This window comes from Variovorax paradoxus NBRC 15149 (assembly GCF_001591365.1).
Classification (GTDB): Bacteria; Pseudomonadota; Gammaproteobacteria; order Burkholderiales; family Burkholderiaceae_C; genus Variovorax; species Variovorax paradoxus.
Genome location: NZ_BCUT01000001.1, coordinates 1,770,186 through 1,790,828 on the forward strand (window position 1 = coordinate 1,770,186; position 20,643 = coordinate 1,790,828).

The following is a 20,643-nucleotide window of genomic DNA, read 5'->3' on the forward strand; positions in this document are numbered from 1 at the left end:
AACGGCCCCCCAGCTTCTGAGGGCGGCCAGGGAGCTTTCATGTCAATGTTCGATCGCGCCAGTTCGCCCGCGTCCATGAGAAGGCGCGTGATCCTGCCCATCATCAAGCGCAGTTCCTTCGGCGGCACGTACTGGCAGCAGACGGGCGATCCCAAGGACGACAAGTGATGGACCAGCCAGTCGACGGAACACCATTCGCGTTGGCGGTGAGGCAGTTGGGACGAAGGCCGGATCAAGCCGGCGCATCCGCGTCGCGGCGGCTCACCGTCTGGTGCCGAACCGGCTGCGGAGAGGCCGCGGAATGCGGCCCGCTCGGTTGGTGGCCATGCTGCGGCCAGCAGTGCTGGGCGGCGTGGAAGGAATCCGGGGAGAACGCAGCGGCTCGCCCGAGCGGCACCCCAAGATGACGCGCGTCGCTCGCGCCCCAGCCTACCGCATCAGGGTTCGTCGCAATGGCAGCTGACAGGCTCACCATCAAGCCATCGCCGCGAGTTCAGGGGTCGTTGGCCTCTGATGCAGCGGCACCCGCTTCGGCGGCGCTCGCAACCGCGTCGCAGGCGGCCCTCAATGCGGCCGCAACCTCTTGCGGCCCGCGGCGCAGTTCAACGATGTCGCGCTCTCCAACGCAGTAGCCGTCGAGGCGCACGTAGATGCGCTTGAAGTCGCCGCCGAGTGCGCGCGCCACGTCGAGCAGGCAGTCGGCGAGCGTCGAGAAGCCGCCGTTGCTGTAGGAGCTGGGCGGGATCACGCCCTTCGAACGCGGCGCGCGAACGGAATAGGCGTACGACGCAGCCTCTTTCCGCAGCTCCACCACGGGCTGCAGGCCGCATTGAACGTCCCTTGCGCTTCTCATATGGCCGGAGTGTAAGTGCCCCCTAGGCCGGCAACCACGTGCATGCGAGCGCAGTGGGGGCTCTCACATCCTGCCCGCAAGCCACTGATGGACGGGGTGCGCCGGAGCCAGCATCAGCTTGAAGGCAATGGCGCAGCAAACCACCATGAGCAGCGGCCGAATGAGCCTGGCGCCGGCACGGATTGCCAACCTGGACCCCACCAGCGCACCGATGAATGCTCCCAGGCCCATCACCACGCCGATGCGCCAGTGCACAAGCCCGTGAAAGAGGTAGATGGAAAGCGACCCCAGGATCGACGCGAGGTTGAGCAGCTTGGTGTGCGCGGTGGCGCGTACCACGCCCCAGCCCAGCAGCAGGACGAACGCGATCATGAAGAAGGAGCCGGTGCCCGGACCGAAGGCCCCGTCGTAGAACCCAATCACGACCGCGGCGGTGGCACAGAAGGCAGCCATCGAAATTCTCTGCCCGGCGTCCTCGTCGGTCATCTTGGGCGACAGGGCGAAATACAGCGCCATGGCAATCAGGAGAAAGGGCAAACCGGTCTTCACCACCTGCTGCGGAACCGAACTGACCGCCAGCGCGCCAAGGACCGAACCCACGCAAGCCAGGAGGGCCGCGGGCCAGATCCGCCGCCACTCGATCAGGCCTGCGCGCCCGAAGCTCGTTGTCGCGGAGACCGCCCCAAGGGTCGCTTGCAGCTTGCTCGTTGCGATGGCCGAGACCGGGTCGAGCCCCGCGATCACCAGCGCGGGCACGGTCACCAATCCGCCGCCACCTGCGATGGCGTCGAAGGCCCCCGCAATGAATGCGACCCCGGCAAGGATGCACAGGATGGAAAGCGAATGGTCGCCTGCCAGGAAGCCGATCATGTCCATGAGGCAGGGACCGGATGGGCGGACTCCATCGCCTGGATCGGCCGCGCGCTTTCTTCTCCACGCGGCTCGCGCTGGACTCTCATCGATCGGCTCCCTGTTGACTCAGAAGCCCGGGGCCATTGCGATCGAATGCCGGGCGGAGGCCCAGTATCTTGTGCCGCGCTCCTGCGTCCAAGCTCGAAGTCTCGCCCACTGGGAATGGACGCTTCTTTCTTCTGTCTCTTCAGTATTGGGACAGATACGACTTTTTCGTTTTCCATCTACCCCGAAGAGCGCCGCACCCACGGCTTCCCGTGGCATCCTGAAAAAGTCCGCATCGGGCCGGCGCGCTTTTTTCTTGGCGCCACGCCCTGATGCGTCTCTTCAGGCCACCAGCTTCAAGGAAAACTCCGATGCAGCTTGGGCAAAGGATGCGTGCGGTCGTATGGGTCGGAAGCTGGGCGCTCGCGCTCGGAATGTGGAGTTGCGGCGGAGGGGGTGGAGGCGGCGGTGGCGGCGCCTTCGTGCCGGTCGCGCCGGTGGCCACTGCCACGCCGCCGGCCGATCCGCCGGCCACGCCGCCTGCCACCGATGCGCCGGCCGCGCCACCGGAGCCCGAGCCCGAGCCCGCGCCAGCACCAGCACCAGCACCAACACCGGTGCCCGAGCCCAACGCGACGCCCGCCGAAGCGCCGCCCGCCGCCAGCCGCGTCGTTTCCGACACCATCACCTCGGCCAAGACAGGCGCAAGCTACGCGCTAGAGATCTACCTGCCGGCCTCCTACGACGGCGGTTCGAGGGCCTATCCGGTCATCTATGCAATGGACGCCGACGGGGTCTTCAATCCGCCCGACACGCGGTTTTCGGACCTCAGGAACATCCTCGAGCAGCGCCGTACCGAAGCGATCCTGGTCGGCATCGGCGGCTCGGCGCGCCGCGAGCAGGACTACACGATGCCCGGCGCCGTGGCCTACCACGACTTCCTCGTGCTCGAACTGGTGCCGTTCATCGAAGCGAAGTACCGCGCCGATCCAAAGCAGCGCATGCTGACCGGGCTTTCGCTGAGCGGGAGCATGGCCGGCATTGCGCTGTTCCTCGAAGGCGCGGCGGGCAGCCTGGTGTTCTCGGACTTCCTGGCGTTCGAGGCCGCGTTCGACTTCCAGGCGGCCGAGGACGAAGACCTCGAGCAGCGAATGCACGATGCGCTGGGCGACCGGCCGCTGCCCGCAACGCTGGTTCTCACGCGCTGCGACAACCGGGACGAGTGCAACTTCGAACCGGTGGGCCGAATGCATGCGCGGCTCGAGGCGCGCGGCTACCCGGGCCTGTCGATCACCGAGACCACTTACTCGACAACGCACACCCAGACCGACATCCCGTCGTTCGCCGATGCGATCGCCAGGCTGCTGCCCTAGCGGCAAGCAGCCCCTTGCCAGCTCAGAAGCGGTCCTGCAGCCCCATGGCCGGATCGCTCACCGAATGCCGGCCGGTCTCGATGCGGCCGGCCAGGCGCCGGTAGAAGGAAGGATCGGCATCGCAGGTCACGACGAAGTCGTACCACTGGCCGCTCGCGTCCAGGCTCCAGCGCATGCCGGTCTCGCCGCCGCCCTTGACGCGGATGCTCCACGAGCCGTCGGGGTTGTGGCCGTAGGTGCCGTTGTCGGCATTGCCGTGCCCATCGCTGCCATGGCCGTTGTTGCCGTTGCGGTCCCTGCCGCCGGCCTGGTAGGCGTCGGGGCGCGGGTAGGCCTTGTTGGGCTGCACGGTGAAGCGGCAATCGCGCCGGCCGTCGTTGCGCAACTGCAGGTAGAGGTCGCCGCGGCGCGCGTCGTAGCCCACGCGGATCTCGGGCGCGGGCGCGCTGCCGGCGCGCAGCCGGTTCAGGTCGCCCTTGAACTGGCGATGAAAGCCGTTGGGGCCGAGCACCCACAGGTCGTACAGGCCGGCGTCGTCGGCCATGGCGTTCCAGTGGCCGTCGAGCTGCTTGCCGGGCTCGACCACGTAGCGGCGCGGCAGGCGGTCGGACAGGTGCAGCTTGTCGTAGACGTGGAACACGGCGGCGGCGCGGCCGCTGTTGGCGAACAGCAGCTGGACGCGGCCGTTGAGCGCATCGCTGCGCGCGCTGGTGTGCAGTTCGTAGGGCAGCGCGCGCGAGGGGCGCACGCCGGTGGCCTGCACCGGCAGCTCGGCATCGGCCGCCGGCACGATCTTGGGCAGCGCCTCTTGCGCGGCGGTCAGCGCATCGGCCTCGGCCTTGGTCTTGCGGCCGGGCAGCACGGGCAGCGGCTCGTCGTTGGGGCGCTCGAAGTTGAAGGCACTCGTGAGGTCGCTGCAGACGGCACGGCGGTACTTGCTGATCTGCGGCTCGGCCACGCCGAAGCACTTCTCCAGGAACATCAGCGTGGAGGTGTGGTCGCAGACCTGCGAGTTGACCCAGCCGCCGCGGCTCCAGGGCGAGACCACCCACATCGGCACGCGCGGGCCGGGGCCGTAGGGGCGGCCGTCCATGGCGGGCTGCTTGGGCGTGGCCGGCGTGTAGTTGTGGTACTCGACGGCCGTGTCGGCCTCGGCCAGCGTGGTGGCGCCGGCCAGCGAGCCGTCGGGGTTGCGCGACGGCACCGCGGGCGACGGCAGGTGGTCGAAGAAGCCGTCGTTCTCGTCGAAGTTGATGAGCAGCACGGTCTTGCTCCAGACCTCGGGATTGGAGGTCAGCGCGTCCAGCACTTCCTGCACGTACCAGCCGCCCTTGGCCGGGCTCGACGGGCCGGGATGCTCGCTGTAGGCCGACGGCGAGATGATCCACGACACCGCGGGCAGGGTGCCGTTGCGGATGTCCTCGCGGAAGGTTTCGAGAAAGCCCTGCGGCATGGTGTTGCCGAAGCCCTTGGCCAGCGGGCTGAGCGCATCGTCGATGGCCGGGTCGTAGAACGGGCCGGCGGCGGTCACCGGCTGCGTGATGTCGGTCGCGGGAACGTACACGGGCCGGCGCGCCGCCGGCATCTGCTCGACGGCGGTGCGCCAGTGGCGAAAGCTCATCATCTCGTTGCAGCCGAAGTTGTCGATCAGGCTCTGGTAGACCTTCCACTTGACGCCGGCCTTCTCGAGCCGGTCGGCATAGGTGGTCCAGGTCCAGCCTTCGGTGGAAGCGCCGATGTCGTTGCCGGCGTTGAACTGGTTGTTGAGCACCGCGAGCTGCACCTGGCTACCGTCGGCGGGGCTGATGCCGTTGGGGCCATTGGTGCCGCTCCAGTAGAACAGGCGGTTCGCGATGGTGCCGGTGTGCATGCCGCAGTGGTAGTGGTCGCACAGCGTGAAGGCCTCGGCCAGCGCGCGCTGGAACGGCACCTCGGCGGTGTCGTAGTAGCCCATCGACAGCAGGTTCTTGACGTCGGGCCACTTGAACATGCGGCCGTGGTCCCATGCGGCCTGCGAGTCGGACCAGCCGTGCGGCGTGCTGCCCGCGCGCTGCGCGTTGCCCTTGCTCTCGTCGAGCCGGTAGGGCGTGTAGGTGCTGGGCGGCGTGGTCTTGGTGTAGGTCTGGTGGAAGATGGTCTTGCCGTTGGGCGCGGGCACGGCAAAGCGGTCGCCGTAGCCGCGCACGCCCTTGAAGGTGCCGAAATAGCTGTCGAAGGAACGGTTCTCCTGCATCAGCAGCACGACGTGCTTGACGTCCTTGATGGTGCCGGTCTCGTGGTGCGCGGGAATGGCCAGCGCGCGGCGGATGCTGGGCGGAAAGGTGGCCAGCGTGGCAGCGGCAATGCCGGAGCCGGTGGCGGTCTGGAGGAACTTGCGGCGTGTGGTCATGGGGGTTTGTTCTTGGTCGTCGGAATGCCGGGACGCGGGTGGCGTCAGGGCGCGTAGCTCACGCTGGGCTCGCTGCCCGCGCCGGACGAGGCGGCATCGGTCTTGCCGGCCGTGCCTGCATTGGGCTGGTCGGAGGCGAGCGCCTTGCCCGAAGCGGCGGCGCCGCCGCTGAAGCCACCGCTGCCGCCTCCGCCATCACCGCCGCCGCAGGCGGTCAATGCAAAGGCCAGTACCGACAGTGCGAGCGGCGCGCGCAGGATGAATCGTGGATGCATGGATGAGGACACTCCTTTTTTCTCGAGGCGGTGGGATGGCCTCCAGCGTAAGAAAGAGCTGTGACATCGCGATGTAGCGGCGATGACGGCGTGCCTGCCAAGCTTCTTTTCGTACGCGCGGGCGCAGTCTCTGCGCTCGGCGCCTGCATCGTCTACAAGGAAAACCCGCCGAATCCAAACGTTCTACAGCCCGTGCGAAGGACTACGAAAAACTGCAGCCGGGCCCGCGCTCGCGCGATGCTCAGCCGCGGCGCCAGCGGCCGGACTCGGGGCAGAGGCTCGCCGGCTCGCCGTTGACGCGGACCTGCTCTTCATCGAGCTGCGAGGCGGTCGGCGCATCGACGTCGAAGGCAATGCGAAGCGCGCGCCCGACATGCGCGTCCTCGATCGGAAGCTCCCAGCTCAGGAACACCTGGGTGCAGTCGCGCCCGGGCGCGAAGCGTGCCGCGTCGAAGCCGCTTCTGCCGCGCTCGACAACGGCGTGCGGCTGCCCGGTGTCGAACACCAGGACCGTGCCGCGGGCGAGCGGAATCCGGTGGCCCGTCAACGGAAAGTGCGCATCCAGCTGCCTGTCTTCGCTGAGGAACAGATTGCAGAAGGCCGCGCCGCCGTACTGCGCGCCGTCATGGTGGTAGCGGGCGCCGCGGCAGGCCATGAGGGCGACTTCGCTGGAGGCAAGCAGCGCTTCGGGCCAACCGATGGTGCGCGTCCAGTCCGACATGGACTGCACGCAGCGCCGGTAGTCCGGCCAGCGCGCACGCGCGCGCGCCAGCGGCAAGGGCTCGACGTCGCCGGGTTCGAGCGCCAGGCGCGAGGACACCTCGCGCTCCCAATCCGCGACCAGGCGCGCGGGAGGCACGGGCACATCGACCCTGCCCGACAGCACCACATCGCTCACGCTGCGGCTGCGCATGGCATCGCCGCTCAGGAAGTAGGAAACGAGGCGGTCTTCTCGCACGCGATGCGGTGGAGGGGAAAGGCTCATCCGCAGCAGTGTAGTGAGGCGGGTGCCGCCTGCCCGCGGTCGCCGCCGGCGGCATCAGGGCCTGAGCGTGGGCTCCCGCTTCGCATGGGCCAGCGCGGCGAGCAGGCCCAGGCCCGCCATGGCCGCGGCCCCCCAGGCCACCGCGGGGCTGCGCAGCATGCGGGCCAGCGGCGAGCGTTGTCCGCTGCCCGTTGCTATGCCCGTGGCGGCCTGCTCGAGCGGCGTGAGCGGCCGCGCGGTGTTCGGGTTTTCTTCGCCCTGGAGCACGGCCTGGGAAATTTCCAGCGGCGTCAGTTGATCGGCAACGGGTCCAGACAGCAATTTGTCGTTGGCGCGCATGGAAAGCCTTTCGTTCGAGGATGGGGTTGGCCGCGAAGACTCTCCCGGCGCCGGCCCGGCGCCCTACAGCCGGCAGCGGACTTTCGCGTAGGCCGAGGGCGCACACACACGGCGGCGCGGCTACAAGGACGCCACCTCGGCCTGCAGCACGCCGTTGCGCGCCACGACACAGCCGCCCGCCACCACCAGCCTGCGCACCGGCCGTGCGACCACGGCCTCGGCCACCGTCTGCGCATCGACCAGCACCAGGTCGGCGCGGCAACCGGCGTCCAGGCCATAGGCCTCGAAGCCGCAGCCGCGCGCGCCGGCGTGGGTGACGGTGTCGAGCGCCACGTCGAGTTCGTCGTCGCGGCGCAGGTTGTAGCGCATGCCGATCAGCATCGCGCGCTCCAGCATGTCGGGGTTGCCGTAGGGCGACCAGGTGTCGCGGATGCCGTCGTTGCCGCCGAGCACCGTCACGCCGGCCTTGCGGCAGGCCATGAGCGGCGGCACGCTGCGCGATGGCGGCGCACTGGTGACCAGCACCACGCCGAGCCTGGCCATGCGCGCGAGCAATGCGTCGCGCTCGCGCTCGGCCAGGTCGCCCAGGCAGAAACCGTGGCTCACCGCGACCTTGCCCTGCATGCCCAGCGCCTCGGTGCGTTGCAGGATCAAGTCGAGCGAGAACGCACCCATGGCGCCGGGCTCGTGCAGATGGATGTCGAGCGGGCGCTGGTGCCTGTCGGCAATGCCGAAGAGCACATCGAGCGAGCGCACCGGGTCGCCGTCGATCGCGCAGGGGTCGAGGCCGCCCAGCACATCGGCGCCCTGCGCAAGCGCTTGGCCCAGCAGTTCGGCCGTGCCCGGCCGGCCCAGCAGGCCCGACTGCGGAAACGCGACGACCTGGATCTGCAGCAAGTCGCGCAGCGTCTGCCGCGTGCGCAGCGTGCCTTCGAGATGGCGCAGACCTGCTTGCGTGTCCACATCGACATGCGTGCGCAGCCGCGTGGTGCCGCGCGCGAGAAAGGCCTTGGCCAGCACCAGCGACTGCGCGGCCGCGTCATGCCCGCTCGCATGCCGGAAGGCGCGCTCGTTCTCGATCTTGTCGATGAGCTTGGTGCCGACCTCGTTGCGGTACCAGTCCATGCCCCACAGCGTCTTGTCGAGGTGGGTGTGGCCTTCGACCAGGCCCGGCAGCAGCAAGGCGCCGCCGCCCTCCTCGACCGTTGCATCGGTGGGCGCGGACAGCGCGGCGCCGGCTTTCGCGATTCGGCCATCGCGCACCAGCACATCGACGGGGGAAGCGCCCATGGGGCGCACGTTGCGGATCAGGAGCGAAGGCATGGAAGGTCGGTCGGTCGTTGAATGCGTGGGGATCAGGGCCGTGCGCAGCGTACCCAGATTCGGGCCCGCGGTCACCACGCGCACGTTTCGTTGCAGGCCGAAGTGTCCGTCCCGCGAACTCTCGATGATCGGCGCACCATGCCAACGACCCCGCTCGCCGCCGCCGCCAAGCCCGCGCCCCGCATCGCCTTCGAATGGATGCTGCTCGCGGTGCTCGCCACCTGCTGGGGCGCCTCCTACGCCTTCATCAAGATCGGCGTGCAGACGCTGCCGCCCGTGACGCTGATCGCGGCGCGCACGCTGATCGCCGGCCTGCTGCTGCTCGCGCTGCTGCGCCTGCGCGGCGTGCGGCTGCCGCGGGAGCCCGCAATGTGGCGCCGCTTCGCGCTGCAGGCCTGCTTGAACAGCGTGCTGCCGTTCACGCTCATCGCGTGGGCCGAGCGCAGCGTGGATGCCGGGCTTGCCACCATCCTCAACTCGACCTCGCCGATCTTCATCTTCCTGCTGGGCCTGGGCCTGGGCATGGGCATGGGCGGTGCGGAGAAGCCGACGCTGCGCCGGCTCTTCGGCGTGGCGGCGGGCCTCGCGGGCATCTGCCTGATCGTCGGCGTCGAGGCGCTGCACGGGCTCGGGCATTCACTGCTCGCCCAACTGGGACTGGTGGCGGCAGCCGTCTGCTACGGCTGCGCGGCCATGTTCGGCCGCGTGTTCAAGGGACTCGATCCGATGGTGCCCGCCGCGGGCTCGCTGCTCTGCGGCGCGGCGATGCTGCTGCCCGCGAGCCTCGCGATCGACCGGCCGTGGACGCTCGCGCCTTCAGCCGGCTCGGTGCTGGCGGTGCTGGCGCTCGCGGTGCTCTCCACGGCCCTCGCCTTCACGATCTACTTCCGGCTCATCAAGACGCTCGGGCCGATGTCGACCGCAGCGCAGGCCTACCTGCGCGTGCCCATCGGCGTGATGATCGGCGTGGTGTTCCTCGGCGAAGCGCTCTCGCTCACCGCGTGGGCCGGGCTCGCGTGCATCGTGGCGGGCGTGGTCGCGATGACGGTGCCCGCGCGCGGGGGCCCTTGAGTCGGCAGCCGCGGCGCCCCCTCAATCGATGCTGATGTTCGCAGCCCTGGCCACCTCGGCCCACTTCACGCGGTTGTCGTGCACCGTCTTCCTGAACTGCGCGGGCGATTCGATGCGCACGGTGTTGCCCTGGCTTTCGAAGCGCTCGCGGATCTCGGGCTGCTCGAGCACCGCCTTCACGGCGGCGTTGAGCTTGTCGACGATCTGCGCGTCGGTTCCCTTGGGCGCGAAGATGCCGAACCAGATCGAGCTGTCGAAGCCCTTGGTGCCCGGAAGGCCGCTGGAGGCGATGGTCGGCACCTCCTTGACCGCGGCCACCGGCGCGGCGGTGGTCACGCCCAGGAGGCGCACCTTGCCGGCCTTGTAGTGCGGCAGTACCGTCTGCACCTGGTTCATGATGCAGCAGGTCTCGCCGCGCACCACGGAGGTGATGGCCTCGGGCCCGCCCTTGTACGGCACGTGCACCATGTTCAATCCGAGGCGCGAATTGAACTCGGCAAAGGCCATGTGCGTGCCGGCGCCGTTGCCTGTAGACGCATAGTTGTACTTTCCGGGGTTGGCCTTGACGAGATCGACGAACTCCTTCAAGGTCCTGGCGTTGATCACCTCCGGGTTGACGGTGAGCACGTTCGAGACGTCGAGCACCGGCGCCACCGGCACGAAGTCGGCCTCCACGTCGAACGGCAGCTTCTTGTAGAGCGCGGCGTTGCTGCCATGCGTGGCAGCGGTGCCGAACGAAAGCGTGTAGCCGTCGGGCTTGGCATGGGCCACGTACTCGCTCGCGATGTTGCCGGCCGCGCCCGACTTGTAGTCGATGATCACGGGCTTTCCAAGCTGCCGGGCGAGCGGCTCCTGGATGGCGCGGGCCACCACGTCGACGCCCGAGCCGGCCGGAAAACCCATGATCAGCGTGACCGGCTGCTGCGGCCAGTCGCCCTGCGCAAAGGCAGCGGACGATGCGGCCGCACCCAGGGCGGCGCCTGCCAGCAGCAAGGCCGGGCGCAGGCGCCGCGCGAAGAACGACGACGACGAGAACCTGAGGTGGCGAGTGAAGGGAGAATGGATCATGAATGTCTTTCCTCGATGCGGGCGGTGCAGCCCGGGATTGTGGCGCGCGGTTCATGCCCGATCCGGTATGAGCTTATGCGGCACGCAACCGCATCGAGCGATCTCTCCATAATCGCCGCATGGTCCGTCCCACCCAACAACTCCACCCCGCACGCGAGCCCGCGCCCGTGCGCGCGGCAGCCACCGTGCTGCTGCTGCGCGATTCAGAGGCCGGCATCGAAGTGCTGATGACGCGCCGCTCCGGCACTGCAAGCTTCGCGCCAGGCGCCTATGTGTTCCCCGGCGGGCAGATCGATGCAGCCGATGAAGCCGCCGCGCGCATCGCCGCACGGCGGTCCACCCAGAGCGGCCTGCAGCTGACGCAGGCCATTGCGGCGATCCGCGAAGGCTTCGAGGAGCTTGGCGTGCTGCTCGCGCGCCATGCCGACGGCCGGCCCGTGAGCGCGCAGGACATCGCATCGATGGACCGCAGCACCGCGTCGCCCGTGTCCTTTGCCGAGCAATGCGCCGCGCGCGGGCTGGTGCTTGCCTGCGACCAGGTGTTCAGCCTCGCGCACTGGATCACCGACCGCGACCTTCCCAAGCGCTTCGACGTGCCCTTTCTGGTGGCGCGCATGCCCGAGGGCCAGGTGCCCACGGCCGACGAGAGCGAGCAGTTCGAGCCCTGCTGGGTGCGGCCGGCCGATGCGCTGGCGCGCCACGCGGCAGGCAGCTTCTTCATGATCTTTCCGACCGTGCGCACGCTGCAGCGGCTCGCGGCCTATGCCAGCGTGGACGCGGTGCTGCAGGCCTGCGCTCCCCAGGGCGGCGCCGAGCAGCCGCTGTGGACCAGCTGCCCGCGCGCGGGCCTGCTGCGCGGCCAGGACGCGCGCTACATGGAAAGCGATTCGCCGTACGGCGAGCTCGCGCTGGTGTGTCCCGACGGGCAGCTGCTGCATGCGCTCGACTGGCAGAGCGAGCGCGCCGTGCCGCTGCTCAGGAACGTGCAGCGCCTGACCGCGCCCAACCCCGGCGCCATGACCGGCCCGGGCACCAACAGCTACATCGTGGGCGATGCGGCCACGGGCTACCTCGTGATCGACCCGGGCCCGAACGACGCGGCCCATATCGACCGGCTGTGGCGCGCCACCGAAGGAAACATCCGCATGATCGTGTGCACCCATTCGCATGCCGACCATTCGCCCGGCGCGGCGCCGCTGCAGGCGCTGTGCAAGCAGAAGCCGCCGATCCTCGGGCTGTCTTCGGCGCCCACCGCGCGTTCGTCGGCGCGCTTTGCCGCGGAGCGCGAACTGCGCGACGGCGAGCGCCTGGTGCTCAGCGGCAGCACGGCCGAAGGCGAGCCCGTCAGCCACACGCTGCGCGCCATCCACACGCCGGGCCACGCCGCCAACCACCTGTGCCTGGTGCTCGAGGAAGACGGACTCCTGTTCTCCGGCGACCACATCCTGAATGGCAGCACCACGGTGGTCGATCCGCCCGACGGCGACATGAACGCGTACCTCGATTCGCTCGACAAGCTCGATGCGGCCTGCGAGGCCGGCGGCATCGATTTCATCCTGCCCGCGCACGGCCATGTCATCGGCAGCGCACGCAGCGCCATCGCGCAGTTGAAGGCGCACCGCCTGAAGCGCGAAGCCAAGATCGCCGCGGCCATGCAAAGGCTGCCCCAGGGCACGCCGGACGACTGGCTGCCGCTGGCCTACGACGACGTGCCCGAGCGCATGTGGCCGGTAGCCGCCCGGTCGCTGGCCGCGCACGTGGCGCGCATCCGGCAACGGGCCTCCGCGCCATGAGCCGCGCTTCCGAAGAAGAAGGCATCCGCCTGGCCAAGCGCGTGGCCGCGCTCGCAGGCTGCTCGCGGCGCGAGGCCGAGCTGCTGATCGAGAACGGCGCGGTGCGTGTCGACGGCGTGCCGGCGCTGCTGCCGCAGTCGCGCGTGCACGCTCACCAGAAAGTCGAGATCGAGCCCGGCGCCAAGCCGGAGCCGGTGGTGCCCGTCACCCTGCTGCTGCACAAGCCGGCCGGCATGGCCACCGACACCGCGCACCGGCTGCTGGTGGCCGCCAACCATCACGAGCCCGAGCGCGCGGGCATGCGCTTCCTGCCCGCGCACGCCAAGGCGCAGCGCTGCATGACGCCGCTCGAAACCGGCGCCAGCGGCCTCGTGGTCTACACGCAGGAATGGCGCATCGAGCGCAAGCTGCAGGAGGACGCGGGCGTGCTCGAACACGAGGTGATGGTCGACGTGGCCGGCAAGCTCAGTCCCGAGCAGCTCGTGCGCTTCGAGCGGTCGCCCGCGCGCGTGAGCATCGGCCGCCAGGCCGACGAGCAGACCGGCCTGCGCTTTGCGCTCAAGGGCGCGCGGCCCGGGCAGATCGCGCACCTGTGCGACGAAGCCGGCCTGCGCATCCTGGCCATGCGGCGCATCCGTATCGGCCGCGTGCCGCTGGCGGGGCTGGAGCCCGGCCAGTGGCGCTATCTTTCGCCGCACGAACGCTTTTGACATCGAAGAAGAGGCACGCAAGAGGCCCGAAGAGGAATCGACGACAGGAGACCCATCCATGAAGTTCGGAACCCGGACCGCCGCACTCGCCTGCACCGCCCCTTTGGCGCTGGCAGGCTGCAGCTATCTCGCGCCATTGCTGCCCTCGTACGCGCCGCCGCCACCGCCGGCACCGCCGCCGGTCGTGTCGCCCAGCGGGCTCGCGCCGATCACCGAGGAGCAAGTGGAACGCATCCGCGAAGCCATCGTGACCAGGCCGCCCACGCCGGCCGTGGCCAAGGTGGTGCAAAGCGCGGCGCCCACCATCGAATCCTTCGTGCGGACCGAGGGCTGCATCACCGCGCGCAACGGCGCCGTGCTCAGCCCGTTCGCGGCGCCGGGCCGGCTGTTCGACGGCACCGGCTTCCAGGGCGGGCCGATGGCCGATATGCAGTACCACGACAAGACCGCCTGCGTGACGGTCAAGCGCATCCAGAACTGGAAGATGGTGTCGCCGAAGCGGCTGCGCTTCGAAGTGGTGTACGTGGGCGACGACGGCGAGGAGCGCTCGGTCCGGCGGCATGAGCTGACGCGCCAGCCCAGGGGCGGCTGGCTCTTCACGCGCTGACGCGCGCAGGCTACGCAGCCGCCTCCGCCCTCTTCTGCGCGCGCAGCGCCACCGCGAATGAGGCCTGCGCCACGATGCTGGCACCGGCCAGCACCAGCGCCGCCGCCATCGCGGGGTTGCGGTGCCCCAGTCCCGCCAGCGCGGTGCATGCGGCGCCCACCGCCATCTGCGTGGCGCCATAGAGCCCTGAAGCCGAGCCGATCACGAGCGGATTGACGCCGATGGCGCGCGTGAGCGCGGCCGGCGAAGCCATGCCCGCGCCCACGGTGTAGAGGAACATCGCCGCCACGATGAGCGGCACCGACAGCCGCTGCGCGAGCGCTGCGCCCAGCAGAACGAAGGCCGCGGCGCAGCTCAGCAGGTTGGCGCGCGTCATGAACCGGTCGAGGTTCGCGTGCACGATCAGGCGGCTGGTGAGAAAGCTGCCAAGCCACACGCCCGACACCAATATCGCAAGGTAGATGCCGGCCTCGTGCGCAGGGCGATGCAGCTGGTCGACGAAGATGAAAGGTGCCGACGCGATGAAGGCATACATCGACGTGGTGGCGCAGCCGCCGCCGATCGAAAAGCCAAGGAACGCGGGCGACGCGAGCAGCAAGCGGTAGTTGCGTGCCAACACCCGGCCTTCGACGCGCATGCCCGGCATGCCGGTCTCGGGCAGCAGCCTCCATGCGAACACGAGACCCGTGAGGCCGAGCGCGAACAGTGCATGGAAGATCGAGCGCCAGCCGAAGGCGCTGGCCAGCGCGCCGCCGAGCAGCGGTGCAATGCTCGGGCCGACGGTGACCATGAGGTTCATGAGTGCGAGGCGCTTCGTGGCTTCCTGCGGCTCGGCGGTGTCGCGCACCATGCTGCGCCCCAGCACCAGCCCCGCGCAGCCGCCCATGGCCTGGAACAGCCGCGCGGCGATGAGCGCATGGACATCGGGTGCGAGCGCCGCAGCAAGCCCCGCGGCCGAATAGAGCGCAAGCCCGCACAGCAGCACCGGGCGGCGGCCGTAGCGGTCGGCCAGCGGGCCGTAGGCGAGCTGCCCCACGGCCAGGCCGAGGATGTAGAGGCTCACGGTCATCTGCATCGCGCCCATGCCGGCGCCCAGGCCCTGCGCAGCAACGGGCAGCGCGGGCACGAAGATGTGCATGGCGAGCGTGCCGCTGAAGGTGACGAGCGCCAGCAGCCACAGCGGCGCATGCCGGCGCGGCGTGGAGGAAAGTGCGGCAGCGGCCATGGTCAGCGAGCCTTGACGGAGGTGGACGCGGGCGCGGCTTCGTTGGCCGCAAGGCCGGTGCCATCGTCCGGCTCCCAGCCGCCGCCGAGCGCCATGAACAGCACCACCTGGTCGTCGGCCAGTTGCGCCTCGCTGGCCGCGAGCGCCGCGTCGCTCGCGGCCAGCGAGCGTTCGGCATCGAGCGCGTCGAGGTACGCGGTGCGGCCGCCCTGGTAGAGCTGGCGCGCCTGCGCGGCCACCTTGGCGCTTTCGTCGCGCGAAGCCTGCAGCGCGGCGCGGCGGTCGAGCTCGCGCGCATAGGTGCCGAGCGCGGTCTCGGTTTCGCGCAATGCGGTCAGCACGGTGCCGTCGAACTTCGCGAGCGCGGCGCGCGTGCCGGCCTCGGCCTGGGCGATGCGGGCCTGCGCGATGCCGGTGTTGGGGAGGGTCCAGGAGATCAGCGGGCCCATGCTCCAGCCAATGGTGTCCTTGCGGCCGAAATCGCTGGCCGGCCCGGCCGACGAGGCCGAGAGCCCCAGCGTCACCTTCGGATAGAGATCGGCCGTGGCCACGCCGATGCGTGCGGTGGAGGCCGCCAGGCTGCGCTCGGCCTGGCGGATGTCCGGGCGGCGCCGCAGCAGAGCCGCGCCATCGCCCACCGGCAGCGTGCCGGCCACGCGTGGGGGCACGGTGCAGCCGGCCACCTCGCGCGGGAAGTCCTGCGGCAGGGCGCCGGTCAGCGTGGTCAGGCGGTAGAGCGCGCCCTGGCGCTCGGCCTGCAGCGGCGGCAGCGCGGCATTCAGCTGCTCCAGCTGCGCACGCGCGCGGTTGGCGTCGATGGCACCGGCGCGGCCCGCGCGCTGCAGGCGCTCGGTGACGTTCAGCGCGTCCTGCTGCAGCGCGACGGATTTCTGCGCGATCTGCAGGCGCAGCCCGGTCGAGCAGGCCTGCGCGTAGGCGCGCGCGGTGCCCGCGGCCACGTTCACGCGCACGAGGTCGAGCGCGGCCGCGGCGGCCTCGGTGTTGGCGCCCGCGGCTTCGATGCTGCGGCGTATCTGGCCGAACAGGTCGACCTGGTAGGACAGGGAGGCAGCCGCGCTGTAGTTGAAGCGGCTCGGCGGCTCATAGCCCTTCTGCAGCATCGACAGGCCCGACGCATGGCCGAACGAAGGGCCGCCGCTCACGCCGAGCGTGGGGCGCTGGCCGCCGGCAACCTCGGCCTCGATGGCGCGCTCGCGCTCCAGGTTTGCGACGGCCTGCCGCAGGTCGGTGTTGTGCGCGAGGGCCTGCGTGACGAGCCGGTCCAGCAGCGGGTCGTGGTACAGCCGCCACCAGTGCGCGGGCAGCGGGGCGGCGTTGGCGGGCACCTCGGCGAACGGGCGTGCGGCGCCGGGCTGGCTGGCCAGCGCCTCGGGCGGCTGGCGGTAGTCGGGGCCGACGGCCGCGCAAGTCGCGAGCCCCGCCGCAACCGCGAGCGAAGCCATGCGAAGTGCAAGACGGGGCATGGCGTTCATCCCTTCTTCGGCTCGGCGGCCGGTGCACCGGCGTTGCGCGCCGGCGGATGCTCGAGCACCTGCACGGTCACGGTCTGGCCGGCCACGAGCCGTGCGCCCTGCGGCAGCGGATCGAGCCTGATGCGCACCGGAATGCGCTGCGCGAGCCGCACCCAGTTGAAGGTCGGGTTCACGCTGGGCAGCAGGTTGGCGCTGGTCGAGCGGTCATGGTCGGCAATGCCGGCAGCCACGCTGTCGACCGCGCCTTCGAGCACCGCGCCGCCGCCCATTGGCGTCACGCGCACGCGGTCGCCCAGGTGGATGCGCGGCAGCTTGGTTTCCTCGAAGTAGCCCTCGACGAAGAACGAATGCGCATCGACCAGCGCCAGCACCGGCCGCCCGGCCGATGCATAGCTGCCGGTGCGCAGGTCGAGGTTGGTCACCAGGCCGTTGACCGGCGCGCGCACCTCGGCGCGCTGCAGGTTGAGGCGCGCCGCGTCGAGCACCACCTCGGCCTGCGCGACGGCGGCGCGCGCCTGCTCCGCGCGGGCGCGGGTCTGTTCACGGGCCTCCTGCGACACCAGCGCGTCCAGCCCCGTGTTGCGCGCGTTCTCGCGCTGCGCCTGCGCGCTGGCGGCACGCTGCGCCGCCAGCGCGGCCTGGGCCTGGCGCACGGCAAGGTCGTAGCGCGCGCGGTCCACCTCGAACAGCAGTGCCCCGGCCTGCACGGCCTGGTTGTCCCGCACAGGCACCGCGGTGACCAGGCCGGAAACGTCCGGCGCGATCTGGACCACGTTGGCGCGCACGCGGCCGTCGCGCGTCCAGGGGGCGAGCTCGTAGTGGTCCCAGAGCTGCAAGCCGGCCCATGCGGCGGCCGCCACCACGGCCGCGGTGAGAAGAATGCGCCCGAGGCGCATCGGCCAGGAGCTGTCGGTGGAAAGAGGGGCTTTCATCTGGATCTCGTCATTGAAGGAAGGACGCCGCACGGCTGAGGCCGTAGAGCAGCAGCAGATAAAGCGCCATGTCGAACAGCGCGGGGTGCCACACCCAGCGGTAGAGGCCGGCCAGGGCCAGCAGATGGCGCACGCCCCAGAGGGCGGCCAGCGCAATGCCGGCCAGCACCAGCAGCCATGGCAGGTAGAGGCCGTAGAAACTTGCTTCGCCAATCATCTGGAGGCTCCTTGTCCGGCCGCGGCGAGGCGCGGCGGTGCATCGGGAAAGAGATTGCGGCGCAGGCCCACCAACGCGGTCACTGCGCTGCGCGATGCGGATGACGGCGCATGCTGCGCGCCAAGCACGGCCGACAGCGCCTCGTCGATCTGCGGCAGCAGGCTGGCGGGGCGCGCTTGCATGCGGCCCCTGCCGCGCTGGCGGAAGAACTGCGAGATGCCGCCCAGGAGCGCCGCGGCCGAGGCCGGCGGCAGCTGCGTGCGCACCCGCTGCAGCACGTCGATGTCGGCGCCGGTGCGCAGGTCGCGCAGCGCGTCGTTGGCGGCCACGCCCTCGATGCTGCCGCCGGCCTGCGCGATGCGCGGTGCGAGCAGGCCGATGCGGTCGAGCATGCGCACGGCGTAGGCGTCGCCCTGCGCGCCCTGGCGCTGCGAGGCGCCGGCCATCTCGCCGAGCTCGCGCCAGGTGGCGCGCTGGATGCGCCGCGCGCTCCAGTCAGCGCCCACGGAGCGCACCAGCCGCGTGACGCGCGCGGCAACCACCACGCCGATGACCTGGCCGAGCATGCTGTTGATGAAGCTCACCAGGTCGGCATTGGCGGTGTCGTGCATGGCCAGCGTGCCGGCCACGCCGAACAGCAGCGCCATGGCCGCCATGAAATGCGCCGGCCGCGCCATATAGACGCCCAGCAGCAGGAAGGCCGGCGCACACACCACCACCAGCATGCCGAAGTCCTGCACCAGCGGCATCAGCACCAGCACATAGAGCGCGGAGACAGGAATCGACCACAGCGTGTACTTCAGGAAGCCGTGGATCGCGGGCACCGGGTCGTCCATGGTCGCGAAGAAGCAGCAGAAGACCGCGGCCATCATGGTGGCGGCCGAGCCCATGGGCCAGCCCGTCACGATCCAGAAGGCGCCGCACAGGCAGATGGCGAGCACCGCGGCCAGCGCCGACAGCAGCGCCATGCCGTAGTCGCGGTGCAGCACGCGGCTGCCGAGCGCGGCCGTGCGGCGCGGCGCAAGCGCGCCCTGGAGGCCCTCGTCGATGTCCATGCGCAGCCGCGCGCAGGCACGCCATCCCTCGACCAGTTCCTCGAGCCGGCCCGCGAGCCCGATGCGCAGGGCGCGGCTCCAGGGACTGTGCTGCGGCGTCGCGCCCAGCGCCTGGATCGAGCGGCGCAGCAGCTGCAGCGACTGCGCGCGCGCTGCATCGTCTTCCTGCAGCCATTGCGCGGCCTGCGCGAGCACCGCGGCGACGTCCGGCGCCAGCGCGCCGTCGGCCTGTTCCAGCGCCAGCAGCCGGTCCTCCACGGCCGACAGCGCGGGCGTGAGCGCGGCCACGCGGTCCTGCATGGCGCGGATCGCGCCGGCGGTCCAGCGCAGGTGCGTGGTGTCGAACGGCACGTGGGTGGACAGCAGCCGCAGCTGGGTGATGTCGCCGGCCAGGCGGCGGCGGTCGGCCGCGAGCGTTTGCGGATCGGCATCGGCGCGGCGTCCGGCGGGCTGCAGCAGGTCGCCGAGCCACTGGCGCGCGTCCTGCAGCGTGCGGTCGAGCAGGCCCAGCACGGTCGGCGCCAGGCCCGTGGGCCACGCAATGCTGTGGACCAGCGTGGCGCACAGGATGCCCAGGCCGATTTCCTCCACCCGCGCCACCGCGGTGTCGAACAGCGCGAGCGGCGTCTGCACCGAAGGAAAGCCGATCAGCGCGGCGGTGTAGCCCGCCAGCATGAAGACGTAGGAACGCGGCGTGCGGTCGAACAGCGAAATGCACAGGCACAGGCCCACCCACAGCGCGAGCACCAGCGTGAGCAGCTCCGGCGCGTTCGACAAGGCAGGCACCAGCAGCACCGTGGCCACGCAGCCGATCAAGGTGCCGCAGAAGCGGTAGAGCGCCTTGGAGCGCACCGCGCCGGCCAGCGGATGGGCCACCACGTAGGTGGTCATCAAGGCCCAGAACGGACGCGGCAGGCCGGCGCGGCTGGCCAGGTACATGGCCAGCATCGCGGCGGCAAAGCTCTTGGCAGAAAAGAGAAGCTCCGCGCGGCTGAAGCGCGGCAGCTGGAAGGCGGCCATCTACCTGCGCCCTTCCTGCGGCGCCGGCGCGGCGCGGCCGAGCCGCTCTCCGAGCACCGCGAACACGCGCAGGCAGGCGGCAATGTCCTCGTCGGCCACGCCTTCGAACAGCGTGGCGCGCAGGCCGCGCAGCGCGGCCTCGATGGGCTGGCAGGCGGCCTCGCCGGCCGGCGTGAGATGCAGCGTCTTGGCGCGGCGGTCGGCCGGGTCTTCGCGGCGCTCCACGAAGCCGGCCTCCACCAGCTGGTCGATCGAGCGCACCAGCGAAGGCCCCTCGATGCCCAGCGCCTCGGCAAGCACGCCCTGGCGCACGCCGCCGTGCAGGCGGCCGATCATCACGATCGGCCACGCCAGCGACTGCGAAAGCCCGACATGCGCCACCGCCTTGTCGGCCGCGGCCCGGTAGCCGCGCTGCAGCGGCGACAGCGCCATGCCGAGCGACATCAGCGCGGCTTCTCGGGTCTTCGAGACGTGGGCCATGGTTCTCTCAAATTAGTTAGCTTGCTATCTATTTTAGGAGAAAAGCCGCAGCACTGCAGCGCCCCATGGAAGAACCCCAGGGGGAAATCAGGAAAGAAGAAAAGTGTGAAGCCCGCCGATAAGCCGGATTCTGTGCGTTGGAGTTGCCCCCAACGTGACCGCCATTACTCTGGGCCGCTTGTCGCCAAACGGCTCGATGCCACCTACCCGCCAGCTCAGCGGAACCACCTCGATACTGGCCTACTTGGTGTTGCTGCGCGCAGAGATTGCCCGTTTCACCCGAACTGAATCGGCTCGTCTCTGTTGCTCTGATCCTCACCTCACGGTGGAGAGTCGTTAACTCCTGCGCTGTCCTGTGCAGTCCGGACGTTCCTCCAGTGCGGTCTTTCGACGCGGCGCCTTGCGGCGTCGCCCCTTGCGGGCTTGCACCAGCGGCGGTCTGGCGTGCTTCACGCCGGGGATTATCGCTCGATTACCTCGCGGGCGCCGGCCGTCCGCTCCACAATGGCGCTTCGACTGCCCCGACAAAAGCCCAAGG

Annotated in this window: 21 protein-coding genes and 1 other RNA gene; 7 read left to right on the forward strand and 15 right to left on the reverse strand. The window is 70.2% G+C overall.

The window, feature by feature from the left end; genetic code table 11:
* The first annotated feature begins 39 nt into the window (after positions 1–39).
* Positions 40–168: a hypothetical protein gene (locus tag VPA02S_RS32295; RefSeq protein ID WP_259347629.1), complete on the forward strand. Its 129-nt coding sequence runs from the start codon at positions 40–42 to the stop codon at positions 166–168.
* A 325-nt stretch (positions 169–493) separates the two neighbouring features.
* Here VPA02S_RS32295 and VPA02S_RS08380 read toward each other — a convergent pair whose 3' ends face one another.
* Both VPA02S_RS08380 and VPA02S_RS08385 read right to left on the reverse strand, forming a co-directional pair.
* Positions 494–853, reverse strand: a complete 360-nt coding sequence (locus VPA02S_RS08380) for a hypothetical protein (protein WP_062363167.1) — start codon at positions 851–853, stop codon at positions 494–496.
* Positions 854–916: 63 nt separating this feature from the next.
* Complete coding sequence (locus VPA02S_RS08385) at positions 917–1,729, reverse strand: TSUP family transporter (RefSeq protein ID WP_012746035.1); 813 nt, start codon at positions 1,727–1,729, stop codon at positions 917–919.
* 198 nt (positions 1,730–1,927) lie between these two features.
* Between VPA02S_RS08385 and VPA02S_RS31685 the strand changes: the two genes are divergently transcribed.
* A complete protein-coding gene (locus tag VPA02S_RS31685; RefSeq protein WP_155736561.1) occupies positions 1,928–2,083 on the forward strand; it encodes a hypothetical protein in 156 nt (51 codons plus the stop codon).
* A 38-nt stretch (positions 2,084–2,121) separates the two neighbouring features.
* Positions 2,122–3,123, forward strand: a complete 1,002-nt coding sequence (locus VPA02S_RS08390; protein ID WP_062363170.1) for an alpha/beta hydrolase — start codon at positions 2,122–2,124, stop codon at positions 3,121–3,123.
* Positions 3,124–3,145: 22 nt separating this feature from the next.
* Here VPA02S_RS08390 and VPA02S_RS08395 read toward each other — a convergent pair whose 3' ends face one another.
* From VPA02S_RS08395 to VPA02S_RS08415, 5 genes are all read right to left on the reverse strand, one after another.
* Positions 3,146–5,512, reverse strand: coding sequence for a phosphocholine-specific phospholipase C (locus tag VPA02S_RS08395; protein ID WP_062363174.1), 2,367 nt, complete (start codon positions 5,510–5,512; stop codon positions 3,146–3,148).
* 44 nt (positions 5,513–5,556) lie between these two features.
* Positions 5,557–5,787 (reverse strand): hypothetical protein, encoded by a 231-nt coding sequence (locus tag VPA02S_RS08400; protein ID WP_062363176.1) that lies wholly within the window; start codon positions 5,785–5,787, stop codon positions 5,557–5,559.
* 241 nt (positions 5,788–6,028) lie between these two features.
* Positions 6,029–6,772, reverse strand: a complete 744-nt coding sequence (locus VPA02S_RS08405) for a hypothetical protein (protein WP_062363180.1) — start codon at positions 6,770–6,772, stop codon at positions 6,029–6,031.
* A 54-nt stretch (positions 6,773–6,826) separates the two neighbouring features.
* Entirely contained in the window at positions 6,827–7,111 is a 285-nt protein-coding gene (locus VPA02S_RS08410; protein WP_062363183.1) for a hypothetical protein, read from the reverse strand.
* A 120-nt stretch (positions 7,112–7,231) separates the two neighbouring features.
* The gene (locus tag VPA02S_RS08415; protein WP_062363186.1) at positions 7,232–8,434 is read right to left on the reverse strand and encodes an amidohydrolase family protein; all 1,203 of its coding nucleotides are present in this window, start codon (positions 8,432–8,434) and stop codon (positions 7,232–7,234) included.
* A gap of 138 nt (positions 8,435–8,572) precedes the next feature.
* Between VPA02S_RS08415 and VPA02S_RS08420 the strand changes: the two genes are divergently transcribed.
* A complete protein-coding gene (locus VPA02S_RS08420) occupies positions 8,573–9,505 on the forward strand; it encodes a DMT family transporter (RefSeq protein ID WP_062363189.1) in 933 nt (310 codons plus the stop codon).
* 21 nt (positions 9,506–9,526) lie between these two features.
* On the opposite strand, the gene VPA02S_RS08425 is transcribed toward VPA02S_RS08420, so the two are convergent.
* Positions 9,527–10,573 (reverse strand): Bug family tripartite tricarboxylate transporter substrate binding protein, encoded by a 1,047-nt coding sequence (locus VPA02S_RS08425; RefSeq protein WP_062363191.1) that lies wholly within the window; start codon positions 10,571–10,573, stop codon positions 9,527–9,529.
* 119 nt (positions 10,574–10,692) lie between these two features.
* Here VPA02S_RS08425 and VPA02S_RS08430 point away from each other — a divergent pair, with 119 nt between their 5' ends.
* From VPA02S_RS08430 to VPA02S_RS08440, 3 genes are read left to right on the forward strand one after another with little or no spacing between them, the layout of a single operon-like run.
* Positions 10,693–12,366, forward strand: a complete 1,674-nt coding sequence (locus tag VPA02S_RS08430) for an MBL fold metallo-hydrolase (RefSeq protein ID WP_062363194.1) — start codon at positions 10,693–10,695, stop codon at positions 12,364–12,366.
* Entirely contained in the window at positions 12,363–13,076 is a 714-nt protein-coding gene (locus tag VPA02S_RS08435; RefSeq protein ID WP_062363198.1) for an RNA pseudouridine synthase, read from the forward strand. The genes VPA02S_RS08430 and VPA02S_RS08435 overlap by 4 nt, the downstream gene beginning before the upstream one ends.
* Before the next feature lie 58 nt (positions 13,077–13,134).
* Positions 13,135–13,683 (forward strand): hypothetical protein, encoded by a 549-nt coding sequence (locus VPA02S_RS08440; RefSeq protein WP_027729866.1) that lies wholly within the window; start codon positions 13,135–13,137, stop codon positions 13,681–13,683.
* Positions 13,684–13,693: 10 nt separating this feature from the next.
* On the opposite strand, the gene VPA02S_RS08445 is transcribed toward VPA02S_RS08440, so the two are convergent.
* From VPA02S_RS08445 to rnpB, 7 genes are all read right to left on the reverse strand, one after another.
* Positions 13,694–14,908: a multidrug effflux MFS transporter gene (locus VPA02S_RS08445; protein WP_027729865.1), complete on the reverse strand. Its 1,215-nt coding sequence runs from the start codon at positions 14,906–14,908 to the stop codon at positions 13,694–13,696.
* A gap of 2 nt (positions 14,909–14,910) precedes the next feature.
* Positions 14,911–16,401, reverse strand: a complete 1,491-nt coding sequence (locus VPA02S_RS08450; protein ID WP_062363201.1) for an efflux transporter outer membrane subunit — start codon at positions 16,399–16,401, stop codon at positions 14,911–14,913.
* Complete coding sequence (locus VPA02S_RS08455) at positions 16,398–17,333, reverse strand: efflux RND transporter periplasmic adaptor subunit (RefSeq protein WP_062363204.1); 936 nt, start codon at positions 17,331–17,333, stop codon at positions 16,398–16,400. The genes VPA02S_RS08450 and VPA02S_RS08455 overlap by 4 nt, the downstream gene beginning before the upstream one ends.
* A 10-nt stretch (positions 17,334–17,343) precedes the next feature.
* Positions 17,344–17,550: a DUF1656 domain-containing protein gene (locus tag VPA02S_RS08460; protein WP_062363207.1), complete on the reverse strand. Its 207-nt coding sequence runs from the start codon at positions 17,548–17,550 to the stop codon at positions 17,344–17,346.
* Complete coding sequence (locus VPA02S_RS08465; RefSeq protein WP_062363210.1) at positions 17,547–19,625, reverse strand: FUSC family protein; 2,079 nt, start codon at positions 19,623–19,625, stop codon at positions 17,547–17,549. The genes VPA02S_RS08460 and VPA02S_RS08465 overlap by 4 nt, the downstream gene beginning before the upstream one ends.
* Positions 19,626–20,105, reverse strand: coding sequence for a MarR family winged helix-turn-helix transcriptional regulator (locus VPA02S_RS08470; RefSeq protein WP_012746019.1), 480 nt, complete (start codon positions 20,103–20,105; stop codon positions 19,626–19,628).
* Between the two features lie 103 nt (positions 20,106–20,208).
* Positions 20,209–20,556: RNase P RNA component class A (rnpB, locus tag VPA02S_RS08475), an RNA gene on the reverse strand.
* Positions 20,557–20,643 lie beyond the last annotated feature (87 nt).

Coding starts and splice junctions, on each gene's coding strand:
- VPA02S_RS08445 (WP_027729865.1), bottom strand. CDS start 14,908: ATGGCCGCTGCCGCACTTTCCTCCACGCCGCGCCGGCATGCGCCGCTG.
- VPA02S_RS08395 (WP_062363174.1), bottom strand. CDS start 5,512: ATGACCACACGCCGCAAGTTCCTCCAGACCGCCACCGGCTCCGGCATT.
- VPA02S_RS08460 (WP_062363207.1), bottom strand. CDS start 17,550: ATGATTGGCGAAGCAAGTTTCTACGGCCTCTACCTGCCATGGCTGCTG.
- VPA02S_RS08430 (WP_062363194.1), top strand. CDS start 10,693: ATGGTCCGTCCCACCCAACAACTCCACCCCGCACGCGAGCCCGCGCCC.
- VPA02S_RS08390 (WP_062363170.1), top strand. CDS start 2,122: ATGCAGCTTGGGCAAAGGATGCGTGCGGTCGTATGGGTCGGAAGCTGG.
- VPA02S_RS08420 (WP_062363189.1), top strand. CDS start 8,573: ATGCCAACGACCCCGCTCGCCGCCGCCGCCAAGCCCGCGCCCCGCATC.
- VPA02S_RS08400 (WP_062363176.1), bottom strand. CDS start 5,787: ATGCATCCACGATTCATCCTGCGCGCGCCGCTCGCACTGTCGGTACTG.
- VPA02S_RS08410 (WP_062363183.1), bottom strand. CDS start 7,111: ATGCGCGCCAACGACAAATTGCTGTCTGGACCCGTTGCCGATCAACTG.
- VPA02S_RS08465 (WP_062363210.1), bottom strand. CDS start 19,625: ATGGCCGCCTTCCAGCTGCCGCGCTTCAGCCGCGCGGAGCTTCTCTTT.
- VPA02S_RS32295 (WP_259347629.1), top strand. CDS start 40: ATGTCAATGTTCGATCGCGCCAGTTCGCCCGCGTCCATGAGAAGGCGC.
- VPA02S_RS08415 (WP_062363186.1), bottom strand. CDS start 8,434: ATGCCTTCGCTCCTGATCCGCAACGTGCGCCCCATGGGCGCTTCCCCC.
- VPA02S_RS08440 (WP_027729866.1), top strand. CDS start 13,135: ATGAAGTTCGGAACCCGGACCGCCGCACTCGCCTGCACCGCCCCTTTG.
- VPA02S_RS31685 (WP_155736561.1), top strand. CDS start 1,928: ATGGACGCTTCTTTCTTCTGTCTCTTCAGTATTGGGACAGATACGACT.
- VPA02S_RS08425 (WP_062363191.1), bottom strand. CDS start 10,573: ATGATCCATTCTCCCTTCACTCGCCACCTCAGGTTCTCGTCGTCGTCG.
- VPA02S_RS08470 (WP_012746019.1), bottom strand. CDS start 20,105: ATGGCCCACGTCTCGAAGACCCGAGAAGCCGCGCTGATGTCGCTCGGC.
- VPA02S_RS08455 (WP_062363204.1), bottom strand. CDS start 17,333: ATGAAAGCCCCTCTTTCCACCGACAGCTCCTGGCCGATGCGCCTCGGG.
- VPA02S_RS08450 (WP_062363201.1), bottom strand. CDS start 16,401: ATGAACGCCATGCCCCGTCTTGCACTTCGCATGGCTTCGCTCGCGGTT.
- VPA02S_RS08385 (WP_012746035.1), bottom strand. CDS start 1,729: ATGGACATGATCGGCTTCCTGGCAGGCGACCATTCGCTTTCCATCCTG.
- VPA02S_RS08405 (WP_062363180.1), bottom strand. CDS start 6,772: ATGAGCCTTTCCCCTCCACCGCATCGCGTGCGAGAAGACCGCCTCGTT.
- VPA02S_RS08435 (WP_062363198.1), top strand. CDS start 12,363: ATGAGCCGCGCTTCCGAAGAAGAAGGCATCCGCCTGGCCAAGCGCGTG.
- VPA02S_RS08380 (WP_062363167.1), bottom strand. CDS start 853: ATGAGAAGCGCAAGGGACGTTCAATGCGGCCTGCAGCCCGTGGTGGAG.